The following is an 11,952-nucleotide window of genomic DNA, read 5'->3' on the forward strand; positions in this document are numbered from 1 at the left end:
GGCTGGCCTTGTATGTTTACCCGTGGCAGGCCTAGAAAGGGTCTGTCGGGGTGGAGGGACGAAGCTGGCATCTGGCCTGTGGCACAGACGGTAGGAGAGTTCGTCCCACCCCTCACCTTAAACGCCGATAAGGAATCGATCGGCTCGGGACCGACGATAGATGGCAAGCCAGCGTTCGGTGAGGCCCCGACAGACCACTCCAAGCTAGCTCGGGAGGTGTGATGATGGCAACGCATCGGATCGGGGTCGATGTCGGCAAGGCCGAGTTGTGGATCAGCATCGACGGTGAAACCGCACAGCTGTGTCCCAACGAGCTCCCGGCGATCCGCCGGTGGGTCCGTGGTTTGCAGGGTCCGGCCGACTTCGCCCTGGAAGCCACCAACGACTATCACCTGGCCCTGGCGCTGGAGGCCCATCATCAGGGCCACCGGGTGTATCTGATCAATGGCTATCGCCTCAATCGCTACCGCGAGAGCATCGGTGGCCGGGCCAAGACCGATGCCGGGGATGCCCGGCTGCTGGTGCGTTATCTGCAACGCGAGCAGGACGAACTGCGCCCCTGGACACCGCCGCCCGAGGGCTACCGGACCCTGCAAAAGCTGCTGCGCCGGCGTGCCACGCTGGTACGGGCACGGGTCATGCTGGAGCAGAGTCTGCGAGGCGTACCCGAACTGCAGGCCCACCTGAAGCACCTGCTTCGGGAGATCGTTCGGCTGGATACCGTCCTCCAGCGTGTGCTGCGCGAGACGGTCAGTCGCGCCGGCTGGTCGGATCACACTCGGCGCTGCCAGCAGATCGAGGGTGTGGGCCCGCTCACCGCCACCGGCTTGGCGATGGCGTTCCATCGCGGCGCGTTCCGCAGCAGTGATGCGTTCGTCGCCTTCCTGGGGCTGGATGTCCGCATCCGCGACTCCGGCACAAAACGGGGGCAGCGCAAACTCACCAAGCAGGGCGATCCAGAGTTGCGACGGCTGCTCTACCTGGCCGCGATGCAGGCCAAGTCCAAACCCGCCTGGAGCGACTACTACCAGCGCTGCCTGGACCGTGGCCTGGCGACGACTCAGGCGCTGAATGCCTTGGCTCGCAAACTGGCCCGCGTCGCCTTCGCCCTGATGAACCATCAGACCGACTATCAACCTAAGACCCCTTGTGGAGAGACATAGAATCTCCTACATGCCTGGGGCCTCGACACCGCGCGAGCATTCCACAGGAACAAGGAAGGCCCGCTGGAAAGCGGGCCTTCTACGTGTCGGCGAACGGCGATCGGGCTCAGTCGACGGCGCCTTCCGGCGGCAGCTTTTCCTTCATGGAGTCGGACAGCGGCACGTCGTGCACGACCAGTACCGGCAGGCGGGCGTTGCGCACCAGCCACTCGGTCGCGGAACCGGAGAGCATGTTGGCGATCTGACTGCGCCCGCGGGTCCCCATCACGATCATATCCGCGCCCCACTCCTCAGCATGACGGGAGATCTCCTCCGGCGCACTGCCCACGGCGATGGCGACCTCGTCATCTGCCTCCGCCCACTCCTGCAACTGCGACCGGATTTTTTCTTCCGCCGAATGGCGCATTTCCTTTGCATTCAGGGGCGACGATCCCGCACCACTGAACGCACCAGCGGAACTGGGCCCTGCCACGTCCGACGGCTTCATCACATAGAGCAGCCGCTTCTTCGCCCCCGGGCAGTGCTGGCGTGCAACGGCCAGGGCCGCGGCAGAGGCGGGCGAGAAGTCGACGGCGATGATGACGCGCTGCAGCATGAAGATCCCCAATTGAACGCATGGAAGAGCCCCGGCAAAGGCTTGAGCGGGGCGGCAAACTTCAGGACGGGCTTATGAAGTGCTAGACTTTGCCGCCTTTCCTGGCGGTTTCAGTCTGTACCGGCATTGAACCGCTTGCAACCGCGCCATCCACTGGTGGCAACCGGGCCCGGCTACTTCGCACAAGTCTCTGGTACCTGTTCGTTCACCCGTTGATCCCGACGCATGTCGGCTTCGGCGCGCATGGGTATTGGGGACCATATCGTGCAGCAGACCCTACAAGACTTCCTGTCCCGCCAGCGCAAGATCTGGTTGTTCAATGTGCGCGGAGACCTGATTGCCGGGATCGTGGTCGCGCTGGCCCTGATCCCGGAGGCGATCGCGTTTTCCATTATCGCCGGGGTGGACCCGAGCGTGGGCTTGTACGCGTCCTTCACCATGGCGGTGGTGATCGCCTTCGCCGGAGGGCGCCCCGGGATGATCTCGGCCGCGACCGGGGCCATGGCCCTGCTGATGGTGACACTCATCGCCGAGCACGGACTGCAGTACCTGCTGGCCGCGACCATCCTGACCGGGATCATCCAGATCCTGTTCGCCTGGGCCAAGCTCGCGCGCTACATGATGTTCATCCCGCGCACGGTGCTGGTCGGCTTCGTGAATGCGCTGGCGATCCTGATCTTCCTGTCCCAGGTGCCCTACCTGGTGGATGGCGACACCACCATGTGGGCGCTGGTCACGGCCGGCCTGATCATCCTCTATGGCCTGCCGATGATCCCGGGCTATCCGAAGCTGCTGCCGCCGCCGCTCGTCGCGATCGTGGTGCTCAGCGTCGTGGTCTATTTCATGGGGCTGCCGACGCTGGAGGTCGGCGACATGGGCGAGCTTCCGGACGGCCTGCCGGTGTTCCTGTTCCCCGACATCCCGCTGAACTGGGAGACGCTGCAGATCATCTTCCCGACCGCGTTCGCGCTGGCGATCGTCGGCCTGCTGGAGTCGCTGCTGACCGCCTCCATCCTCGACGATCTGACCGACACGCCCTCCGGCAAGAACCGCGAGGCCCAGGGCCAGGGCATCGCCAATGTCGTCACCGGCTTTTTCGGTGGCATGGCGGGCTGTGCGATGATTGGGCAGTCGGTGATCAACATCAAGTCCGGGGGGCTGGGGCGCCTGTCCACGCTGTCGGCGGGCATCTTCCTGCTGCTGTTCATCGTGTTCCTGGGGGATCTGGTCTCGATCATCCCGATGGCCGCGCTGGTCGCGGTGATGATCATGGTCTCCATCGCCACCTTCGACTGGGGCTCGCTGACCACCCTGCACAAGCTGCCGCGCACCGACGCCACCGTGCTGATCGTGACCGTTGGCACCACCGTGATCACCCACGACCTGTCGCTGGGCGTGTTCGCCGGCGTGCTGCTCTCGGCGATCTTCTTCGCGCGCAAGATGGTCAAGGCGGTCGAGGTCACCAGTGCGCTGTCGGAGGACGGCCGGACGCGCCTCTACACCGTGCGCGGCCAGCTGTTCTTTGTCGCCGTGGACAAGTTCATCGACAGCTTCGACTACCGCGAGGGCATCCATCACATCGAGATCGACCTGACCCGCGCCTCGCTGTGGGACAGCTCGGCGGTGGCCGCCATCGACAAGGTCGTCGGCAAGTTCCGCCGCAACGGCATGGAGGTCGAGGTGAAGGCCCCGCGAGGTGAAAGTGGTGAACTGCACGACAAGCTCGCGCAGCACGACAAGGGCGCCGACCTGGGGCCGGGCGGGCACTAGCACCGCCACCGTCATTGCGAGGAGTGCAGCGACGAAGCACAAAGGCGCGAAGCGCGTTGAACGGCCGCAGGCCGGCCCGAAGGGCGAGCGCAGCGAGTAATCTCCCTCCGAAACCCTCGGACCCCGACACTGCGCAAGCTTCAGGAGGTTGCCGCGGCCCCTGCGGGGCCTCGCAATGACGGTGCCCGTAACGACGCCGGGAGATGGGAGAGATTGGACCTCTTGTCCAGGCGTGGCAGGCTAGGCGGATGATGAATCTTCGCCGGCCGGCACCCCCGGCCGACCCCCGGGCCGAGCAGGAGCGGATTCGGCGTGCGCTGCTCTGGCCCATGCTGGGGGCCGCTATCCTGATCGTGATCCACGCCCTGCACGACCTGCTGGGCGGGGACTGGTCGCGGCTGGGCATCCTGCCGCGCGACGCGGTCGGGGCGCTGGGCATCATCACCTCGCCGCTGATCCACGGCTCCTGGGGCCACCTGCTCGCCAATGTGCCGACCCTGTGGGTGCTCGGCATGCTCACGCTCTACGGCTTCCCGCGCGCCACCCGCGTTGCGGTCCCGCTGATCTGGCTGATGGGGGGGCTGGGTGTCTGGCTGTTCGCCCGCGAGGGGCTGCACATTGGCGCCTCGGGCCTGACCCACGGGCTGATGTTCTTCGCCGTGGTGATCGGGATTCGCCGCCGCGATGCGCTGTCCATCGCGGTGGCCATCATCATCCTGTTTCTCTACGGCAGCATGATCTGGGGCGTCTTCCCCAGCGGCCCCAGAGTCTCGTTCGAGGCGCACCTGTTCGGTGCGGTTGTGGGTGCGGTCTGTGGCTGGTTCCTCTATCGCCGCGACCCGCTCCCGGTATATCGGCGGCATGACTGGGAGGACGAGGACCCCACCGACCCCGAGACCCTCCGCAAGATCGAACAGGGACGGCTCGACGAGATCGAGCCGAAAGAACCGCCGGACGGGCCTGGGCGGCGTGATTAGGGCATCTGTCCTTGATGCAGTTCGCTGCGCTCAATGCATCCTACGGCGATGGGGTCGGCGACGACGGTTCGCAGGGTGCCGTGAGCGCAGCGAACCGCACCAGCCGAGGCTCGTTTACCGCCCGAAGGTCATGCGCATGCCGGCCATCAGGGTCAGGCCCGGGGCCGGCTCGTAGTAGCGTCCCTGGTTGGCATTAATGCGGATGTTGTCGACGTTGTCCGCGTCCAGCAGGTTGTTCGCGGCCACGAAGGCCTCGACATGGGTGCCGCCGTCCTGCCAGTAGCGGCCCGCGCGCAGGTTCAGCGTGGTCTGCGACCCCGCCTTTTCCGTATTCGCGTTGTCGACGTAACGCGACCCGACATGCAGCGCATCCACGGTCACAAACCAGGGGCCTTCGCGCCAGTCGGCCTCGATGAACAACTGCTCACGCGGCAGACCCGGCATCCGATTGCCGTCGAAGGTATTGCCATCCGCATCCGAATATTCCCGGAACTGAAAGCGGTTCAAACTCAGTGAACCGCTCAAGGTCCAGGCCTCCGATGCCCGCCACTCGGCGCCAAATTCCACTCCTTCTCGCGCCGTACGCCCCGCGTTCTCATAGAAATCCCGGAAGTCTCCCTCGTCATCCACGACGATCTCGTCGCGAACCCTGGTGGCATACGCCGAGGCCTCCCAGGCCAGCCGGCCTGCCTCCGCCCGAACACCGACTTCGATGCTACGCGCCCGCTGGGGATCGAGGTCGGTGTTGAATCCGGCCCCGCCCTCGGGGTTCGCAAACTCGGTGAAGGTTGGCGTCTCGAAGTTGGTCGCCACGTTCACGAAGGCTCGATAGTCGGGCCGGAAGTGCCAAATCAAACCGGCCATGCCGCTGGTTTCGTGGAAAGTGCGCGCACCCGATTGATCGGACTGCCCCACTTGGGTAGAGAAGTGATCATCGATGGTCATGCGGACACGATCGTGTCGGGCGCCCAGGACCATGTTCCAGTCCGACCCGAGCGCGGTGTCGGTCTGCACGAACGCCCCGCGCGAGCGGGCGCGTTCGCGCTGGTCCAGCGCGAGGTCGGTCAGAGCATCTTCGGGTTCTGCCGAACATTCGCGTGCGTCAGGCGCACGGTCAAACAACTGGCCAGCGGAACAACGCCGGGTGCGGTCGTCACGCTGCTCTTCCAGGTCGATCCCGGTCAGCACCCGGGTGGGTCCGATGTCCTGTTCGTACTGGGCGTTGAGGCCGTAGAAGTATCGTTCGTAGGCTACCCGTGAGTCGCCGGGGAATGGCAGTTGCTGCGCGTAGTCGCGCTGCGTCCAGAACCCCCCGAGGCGCAGCTCGCCGGGCCCGAGCGACTGTTCCCACTGCAGCCCCGTCGTGAGCTGCTCGGCCTCCTGCGTGCTGTCGAGGGCCGTGGCCAGCGGGGCGGCCGCTCGCCGGTTCTGACGCATCTCCTCGCGGGTGAGTCCGCCGGGGTCGTCGGTGCGTGGGGCATCGAGGTAGCGCAGGTGGAAGTTCAGCGTGCCGGCCTCCAGCTCCGAGGCGGTGTGCAGGCGCAGGTAGCGCTTCTCGGCGGTGGACTGGTCGCGGTAGCCGTCGATCGCGAAATCGTGGGCGGTCAGGGAGTAGCGATGGGTCCCGTGGTCCTGTTCGGCGATGGCCTCGGCGCGGCGATAACCGTAGCTGCCCAGCAGCACCCCGCCACCAAAGCCACGCGGGTCGCGGCCGTCGCGGGTGCGCGCCGAGATCACGCCTCCGGAGGCATTGCCGTACAGCGCGGCGCTAGGTCCGCGCAGCACCTCGATGTCGCGCAGGTCCAGCAGGTCGATCGCGTCCACCTGTGACTGGCCGTCGGGGGTGGTCTCGGGGATGCCGTCCTGCAGGATGCGTAGCCCGCGCACCCCGAACGGCGCCCGCGAGCCGAAGCCGCGGATGGAGATGCGCGCGTCCTGCGCAAAGTTGTAGCGGTTCTGGGCGAACAGCCCCGGCACACGATTGAGCGCCTCGTCCAGCTGCAGGCCCTGCCGCCCCTCGGTCGCCTGGCGCTCGTCCACGCGCGATACCGCGGCCGGCAGGTCCGCCAGCGGCGTGGCCAGGCGCGGAGCAGTGACAGTCACTTCGACTGGATCCAGGACCGTGGGCCCGTCGTCGGCCTGTGCGGTGACCGCCACCAACAGGCTGGCGAACAGGGGCCAGCGCACTCGCCCAGAGAACGTCGGATCCGGCCGTCGCGCCACCACGGTCCCTCCCATTCGGTACTGCATCGTGACGGGCCTTGAGCCCGCCCACCCTTCAGAGGACTCGCCGCTCGCTAGCAGGTTCCCGGCCCAGGTGTTTCATTTGCGCAACAGTGTCGCGTTGTAACGCGATCTTCACCACCCCGTAACGGACACGTCACTCGCCCTCCCCATGCTTGCGCCCTGTCGGGACGGCTTCGCGTCTCGCCAACCTGCACATTCCAATAGGGGAGAAACCCATGAATCGCAAGCAACTGCTGACCAGCCTGATTGCGGCCGGTCTGGTCGTACCGGCCCTGGCCACTGCCGACTGGACGCTGTACGGCCGCGCCCACCTGTCCGCCGATGTCCTCGACGACGGCGCCGACTACAACGAATTCAACGTGTCCAGCAACTCCAGCCGCCTGGGCTTCAAAGGTGAACGCGAGTTCCGCGAGCAGCTGGTCGGGATGTTCCAGATCGAACAACAGATCGACTTCGACACCAACGGCACAAACTTCGCGACCCGCGACACGTTTGTGGGCCTGAAGGGCTCCGAGTGGGGCATGCTGCGCATCGGCAAGTTCGACACCCCCTTTAAACGCGCCCGCGGTCCGGCCAACTTCTTCGGCGACCAGGTCGGTGACATGCGCAACCTGACCCGTTCCGCCGCGCAGACCGGCCGCTTCGACGAACGCTTCAATAACAGCATCCACTACCAGACCCCGAGCTTCGGCGGCCTGACCTGGAACATCCAGTACTCGAACGAGACGGACGGCGCCACCACCGCCGACGGGGCCCCGAACAAGGCCTACTCCACATCTCTCAACCTGAGCATGGGCGACCTGACCGGCGCCCTGGCCTACGAAAAGCAGGAAGATGGCGATGTGAACCCGGATGCCTGGCGCCTGGCCGTCGGCTATCGCATCACGCCCGCCTTCCGCATGGGCGCGTTCTACCAGAATTCCGAGACCGTCGGTGGCGACGACGCCGATGTCTACGGCCTGGGCGGCCAGTTCCGCCTGACCCCGAGCATGTACCTGAACGGTCACGTCTTCCAGCTGGATTCCGATCTGACTGATGCTGACGCAACGATGTACGCCCTGGGCCTGGAATACCGCCTCGACAGCGACCTGCGCTTCTACGGCAACATCGCAATGGTCGACAACGACGACAACTCGGCCCTGGCGCCGTGGAATGCCGCCAAGAGCGTCAGCCAGCCGGGTGTGGGTGGCGAGAACGCTACCGCCCTCTCGATCGGGATGCGTTACGACTTCTGACCGAGCAATACCGGGGCCGGCGGCCAGGACCGCCGTCCCCGTTTTCCGAGCCCCGCCGGACTACGCCCCGGCGGGGCTTTTTTGTGAGCTCAACGAGGCGCTGGCGGCGCAATTCCGTTGCGACACCGGGACCTTCAAGAATCGGGGAAATACAGGTAGAGATCGGTTTCGGTGCAACAGGCGCACACCGCAGTCCCGTTGGCGGGCTATCCGGGATGGGTTCATCGCCGCCGTTAAAGGATCGACACGGTCGCGCGCCTGCGGGGCAGATGCGCGACCGGCGATCGGCTCAGGGGCGTTTGGGGGTCTGGTATTCGGCTTCCTTCTGGAAGGGTTCCCAGATGGTCTCGTAGCCGACGAAGCCCTTTTCGTTGGGCTTCATCTGCCGGGTTACCAGAAAGCGCGACTTGCCGTCCGGCACTTCCGGGTGCTTCTTGTCGGATTGCTGACTCATGGTGCATTCACCTCGCTTCGATGAAAAAAGAGGGGCGGAGAACTGGCGTCGCCCTGCCCCGACATACTCACGCGCCGAACGCCTGCTCCATCACTCGATAGGGACCGCGCGCCCGCTGTCGATCTCCGGGCCCGACTCCACCTTGCCACCGTGTGCGATTTCCTCGTCGGTGGCATCGCGTACCAGCAGGATGTTCAGCTTGAAGATCACCTGACGGCCGCACAGTGGATTGTTGCCGTCGATGGTGATGGTCTTGTCGTCGAGCCGTGTCACCAGAAAGCTCTTGGTCTGGCCGCGATCGTTCTCCATCAGGATGGCGGTCCCCACCTCGCGGTACTCCTCCGGCACGTTTTCGATCGCGTCCGTGATCACGAGCGACTCGTCGCGCGGGCCATAGAGGGCGTTGCAGTCGATCGGCACTTCGATGGTTTCGCCTTGGGCGCGGCCTTCCAGCTCGCCCATGACCTGGGGCGACAGGACCTCGTTGACGCCGTGGACATAGCCCAGCGGGAACTCGACCTCGGTCAGCACCTGGCCGGTTTTCTGGTCGATCACCTGGTAGTTCAGCTCGACGTACTTGTTGTCCTGGATTACTTCGGTCATGAACAGTCCCGCATTGTCAGAAAATGGACGCACCAAAGATGCGTACCTCGCCTTCCTCGTAGCCGAGGACCATCCGGCCCAGCCACTCGCCCTCCTTCTTCGTGCTGCGCACGCGATACAGGACGGTGACATGCTCGCCACGGCGAATAATGCCCAGGAAATCCCAGTCCTCGCTGAGATTGCGGGTCAACTCGCTCTGGGCGAACTGCTTGCCCACCTCGACCTCGTTAAGGCCAAACAGCAGGTGGTAGGAGAACCGGCGGACGAACTTGCCGTACTGCCCCTTGTTGGAGTGCTTGATTAGGTCGCTCCAGATGGGGTGGGCAATCTCGAGGATCTCCTGGTCGGAGTGGTCGATGATGTTCATCGAGGTCTCCGGCAACGTCTGTGCTTCAGCTGCACTGGTCATATTGAAAACCCTCAGGTGTGGCGGTTGAAAGGGATGACCGACGCGCGAACGCGTGGGTCATCGCGGCTGCCGAGCATGGTGGCGGGGCCGGCTGCGGCCCCGCCACCGCAGCACCCTAGGCTTCCTCCTTCTCGGCCTCCTTGGCCGGCGCCTCGTCCTTGTCGACCAGGTGGTAGCAGGGCGCCTTCTCCATGGTGTACTCGCCCGTCTTCGGGTCACGACGCGAAACCGTCAGGTGGTGCCAGTTCTTGTCATCGAGCTTCATGTAGTCGCCGCGGTAGTAGTAGCCCGGCCAGCGGGTTTCCTTGCGGAACAGGGTGTGGTGGAAGACGCTCTCGGCGGTGCGCACGCGGTGCTTCAGCTCCCAGGCACGCAGCAGCTCGTGGATGTCCTCCGCCGCCAGCTTGTCCAGATCCTCTTCCAGGATCTTCATCTTCTTCAGGCCGATATTGAGCAGCTTCTCGTTGGTCATGTAGCTGACCGTTACGCCGCCACAGTATTCATCCATCAGCTTCTGCAGGCGGTCAAGACCCTGGCGCGGGTTGATGAAGTTCGGATTGACCGAACCGGCCACGACCTCGTTGCTGTAGATCTTGTAGTGCTCCAGCGGCTTGTAGATCTCCTCCTTCAGCTTGTTGATCTGCGAATCGGAGACACGGATGCCGTCGGCCTTGCCATCGTCGATGTACTTGCAGGCGGCCTTCGCGGCCAGACGGCCCTCGGTGAAGGAACCGGAGGAGAACGCGTGCGGCGTGCCGCCCACGGCATCGCCGGCACCGAACAGGCCCTCGACGCTGGTCATGCGGTTGTAGCCCCAGAAGTACTCGGGCGGGGAGACATCCTCCGGACCGGAGCACCAGGCGCCACAACCCGTGGCGTGCGAGCCCATCACGTAGGGCTCCGAGGTGGTCAGCTCGGGGTTCTCGTTCTTGGGGTCCACGTCGGTGGCGGCCCACAGCACGGCCTGGCCGACGGTCATGCCCAGGAAGTTCTCCCAGCCCACCTCTTCAAGGTGCGGATCCTGGAAGGCCTCCATGGTGACCATGTGGATCGGGCCACGACCGGCATTCACCTCGTTCAGGAATGCGTGGTTGCGCAGGCAGGTCGGGATCGGGCGATGGGTCCGGTGGGAGGCCTCCGGATCGAGGTACTCCTTGCCGACCATCTCCTGCAGCTGCGGCCACCACTTGGATTCGTACTCTTCGCCATTGCAGTTCTGCGTACGGGTCTTCAGATGCAGGAAGTACGCACCCACCGGACCGTAGCCATCCTTGAAGCGGGCCAGCACGATGCGGTTCTCCATCTGGGTCATCTTGGCACCGGCGTTGATCAGCAGGCCATAGGCCGAGCCGGACGACCACGGGGCATACCAGACGCGACCCGCACCCTCACCGACCGAACGCGGCTTGAAGATCATCGAGGCGCCTCCGGCGGCCACGATCACCGACTTCGACTTGAAGACGTGGTAGTTGCCGGTGCGAACGTTAAAGCCCACGGCGCCGGCGACCCGGTTCTCCTTGGACTCGTCCATCAGCAGATGGGTCACGCAGATGCGGTTGTAGATCGTGTCCGCGGACTTCTTGGCGGCCTCGGCCACGATCGGCTTGTAGGACTCGCCGTGGATCATGATCTGCCAGCGACCTTCTCGCTGATAGGCGCCCGTCTTCGGGTCGCGCATCAGCGGCAGGCCCCACTCCTCGAACTGGTGCACGGTGGAGTCCACGTGGCGCGCCATGTCGAACAGCAGGTCCTCGCGCACCATGCCCATCAGGTCGATGCGGGCGTAGCGCACATGGTCCTCGGGGTTGTTCTCGCCCCAGCGGGTGCCCATGTAGCAGTTGATCGCGTACAGGCCCTGGGCCACCGCACCAGAGCGGTCGATGTTGGCCTTTTCGGCAATCACGACCTTCTTGTCCTGCCCCCAGAAGCGGGCTTCCCAGGCGGCACCCGTGCCGCCGAGCCCGGCGCCACAGACCAGGATGTCGATGTTGTCTTCGACGATTGTCTTGTAGGCCATCAGTAGTACACCCCTTCTTTCAGTTTGAGACCGGCGGCCTCAAGCGTGTGCAGATCCCCCTCATCCATCCGGATGTACTTGGGCTCGTTGAACAACAGCTGGCTGTCGCGCATGGACTTGTCCGGTGCGGGGACGTCCGCCAGCTGCGGGATGTGCTTGCCCCAGGGCTTGGTGGTAATCGGCGACAGGAAGTCCTTCTCCCGACCGTCGCGGAACTTGATCTTCCAGGCGATGGTGCCGCGCTCTTCGTCGCGATCGACGCGCACGCTGTGCCCCAGTGGGGCGAAGTCCGCGTAGCCGCGCACGTCAATCGCATGGTGCGGGCAGGCCTTCACGCAGGAAAAGCATTCCCAGCACATGTTGGGCTCGATGTTGTAGGCGCGACGGGTGGTTTCGTCGATATGCATGATGTCTGACGGGCAGATGTCCACGCAGTACCCACAGCCATCGCAACGGGTCATGTATACGAAAGTTGGCATGGT

At 64.8% G+C, this 11,952-nt stretch carries 11 protein-coding genes; 4 read left to right on the forward strand and 7 right to left on the reverse strand.

Annotation, left to right across the window (positions count from 1 at the left end; translation table 11 throughout):
- The first annotated feature begins 221 nt into the window (after positions 1 to 221).
- The gene (locus D107_RS0104900) at positions 222 to 1,163 is read left to right on the forward strand and encodes an IS110 family transposase (RefSeq protein ID WP_018880901.1); all 942 of its coding nucleotides are present in this window, start codon (positions 222 to 224) and stop codon (positions 1,161 to 1,163) included.
- A 106-nt stretch (positions 1,164 to 1,269) separates the two neighbouring features.
- Here D107_RS0104900 and D107_RS0104905 read toward each other — a convergent pair whose 3' ends face one another.
- Entirely contained in the window at positions 1,270 to 1,758 is a 489-nt protein-coding gene (locus tag D107_RS0104905) for a universal stress protein (protein ID WP_018880902.1), read from the reverse strand.
- A gap of 264 nt (positions 1,759 to 2,022) precedes the next feature.
- Here D107_RS0104905 and D107_RS0104910 point away from each other — a divergent pair, with 264 nt between their 5' ends.
- Both D107_RS0104910 and D107_RS0104915 read left to right on the forward strand, forming a co-directional pair.
- A complete protein-coding gene (locus tag D107_RS0104910; protein WP_026280747.1) occupies positions 2,023 to 3,528 on the forward strand; it encodes a SulP family inorganic anion transporter in 1,506 nt (501 codons plus the stop codon).
- Between the two features lie 248 nt (positions 3,529 to 3,776).
- Positions 3,777 to 4,505: a rhomboid family intramembrane serine protease gene (locus tag D107_RS0104915; protein WP_026280748.1), complete on the forward strand. Its 729-nt coding sequence runs from the start codon at positions 3,777 to 3,779 to the stop codon at positions 4,503 to 4,505.
- Positions 4,506 to 4,619: 114 nt separating this feature from the next.
- Here the strand turns inward: D107_RS0104915 and D107_RS0104920 are convergent, their stop codons facing one another.
- Positions 4,620 to 6,743 (reverse strand): TonB-dependent receptor, encoded by a 2,124-nt coding sequence (locus tag D107_RS0104920; RefSeq protein WP_081619359.1) that lies wholly within the window; start codon positions 6,741 to 6,743, stop codon positions 4,620 to 4,622.
- Positions 6,744 to 6,967: 224 nt separating this feature from the next.
- Here D107_RS0104920 and D107_RS0104925 point away from each other — a divergent pair, with 224 nt between their 5' ends.
- Positions 6,968 to 7,987 carry a porin gene (locus tag D107_RS0104925; RefSeq protein ID WP_018880906.1) on the forward strand — a complete coding sequence of 340 codons (1,020 nt, stop codon included), beginning with the start codon at positions 6,968 to 6,970 and terminating at the stop codon, positions 7,985 to 7,987.
- A 289-nt stretch (positions 7,988 to 8,276) separates the two neighbouring features.
- Here the strand turns inward: D107_RS0104925 and D107_RS14090 are convergent, their stop codons facing one another.
- The 5 genes from D107_RS14090 to aprB all read right to left on the reverse strand — a co-directional run bounded on the left by D107_RS14090 (position 8,277) and on the right by aprB (position 11,949).
- Positions 8,277 to 8,441 (reverse strand): hypothetical protein, encoded by a 165-nt coding sequence (locus D107_RS14090; protein ID WP_017942944.1) that lies wholly within the window; start codon positions 8,439 to 8,441, stop codon positions 8,277 to 8,279.
- 90 nt (positions 8,442 to 8,531) lie between these two features.
- Positions 8,532 to 9,044, reverse strand: a complete 513-nt coding sequence (locus D107_RS0104935) for a peptidylprolyl isomerase (protein WP_018877191.1) — start codon at positions 9,042 to 9,044, stop codon at positions 8,532 to 8,534.
- Positions 9,045 to 9,060: 16 nt separating this feature from the next.
- Positions 9,061 to 9,411 carry a hypothetical protein gene (locus D107_RS0104940; RefSeq protein WP_018867728.1) on the reverse strand — a complete coding sequence of 117 codons (351 nt, stop codon included), beginning with the start codon at positions 9,409 to 9,411 and terminating at the stop codon, positions 9,061 to 9,063.
- Between the two features lie 157 nt (positions 9,412 to 9,568).
- Positions 9,569 to 11,470, reverse strand: coding sequence for an adenylyl-sulfate reductase subunit alpha (aprA, locus tag D107_RS0104945; protein ID WP_018877190.1), 1,902 nt, complete (start codon positions 11,468 to 11,470; stop codon positions 9,569 to 9,571).
- Positions 11,470 to 11,949 carry an adenylyl-sulfate reductase subunit beta gene (gene aprB / locus D107_RS0104950; protein WP_038028264.1) on the reverse strand — a complete coding sequence of 160 codons (480 nt, stop codon included), beginning with the start codon at positions 11,947 to 11,949 and terminating at the stop codon, positions 11,470 to 11,472. The genes aprA and aprB overlap by 1 nt, the downstream gene beginning before the upstream one ends.
- Between the last annotated feature and the right edge of the window lie 3 nt (positions 11,950 to 11,952).

The organism is Thioalkalivibrio sp. ALE30 (assembly GCF_000377465.1).
Classification (GTDB): Bacteria; Pseudomonadota; Gammaproteobacteria; order Ectothiorhodospirales; family Ectothiorhodospiraceae; genus Thioalkalivibrio.

Coding starts and splice junctions, on each gene's coding strand:
- D107_RS0104900 (WP_018880901.1), top strand. CDS start 222: ATGATGGCAACGCATCGGATCGGGGTCGATGTCGGCAAGGCCGAGTTG.
- D107_RS0104905 (WP_018880902.1), bottom strand. CDS start 1,758: ATGCTGCAGCGCGTCATCATCGCCGTCGACTTCTCGCCCGCCTCTGCC.
- D107_RS0104915 (WP_026280748.1), top strand. CDS start 3,777: ATGATGAATCTTCGCCGGCCGGCACCCCCGGCCGACCCCCGGGCCGAG.
- D107_RS0104920 (WP_081619359.1), bottom strand. CDS start 6,743: ATGGGAGGGACCGTGGTGGCGCGACGGCCGGATCCGACGTTCTCTGGG.
- D107_RS0104925 (WP_018880906.1), top strand. CDS start 6,968: ATGAATCGCAAGCAACTGCTGACCAGCCTGATTGCGGCCGGTCTGGTC.
- D107_RS14090 (WP_017942944.1), bottom strand. CDS start 8,441: ATGAGTCAGCAATCCGACAAGAAGCACCCGGAAGTGCCGGACGGCAAG.
- D107_RS0104935 (WP_018877191.1), bottom strand. CDS start 9,044: ATGACCGAAGTAATCCAGGACAACAAGTACGTCGAGCTGAACTACCAG.
- D107_RS0104940 (WP_018867728.1), bottom strand. CDS start 9,411: ATGAACATCATCGACCACTCCGACCAGGAGATCCTCGAGATTGCCCAC.
- aprA (WP_018877190.1), bottom strand. CDS start 11,470: ATGGCCTACAAGACAATCGTCGAAGACAACATCGACATCCTGGTCTGT.
- aprB (WP_038028264.1), bottom strand. CDS start 11,949: ATGCCAACTTTCGTATACATGACCCGTTGCGATGGCTGTGGGTACTGC.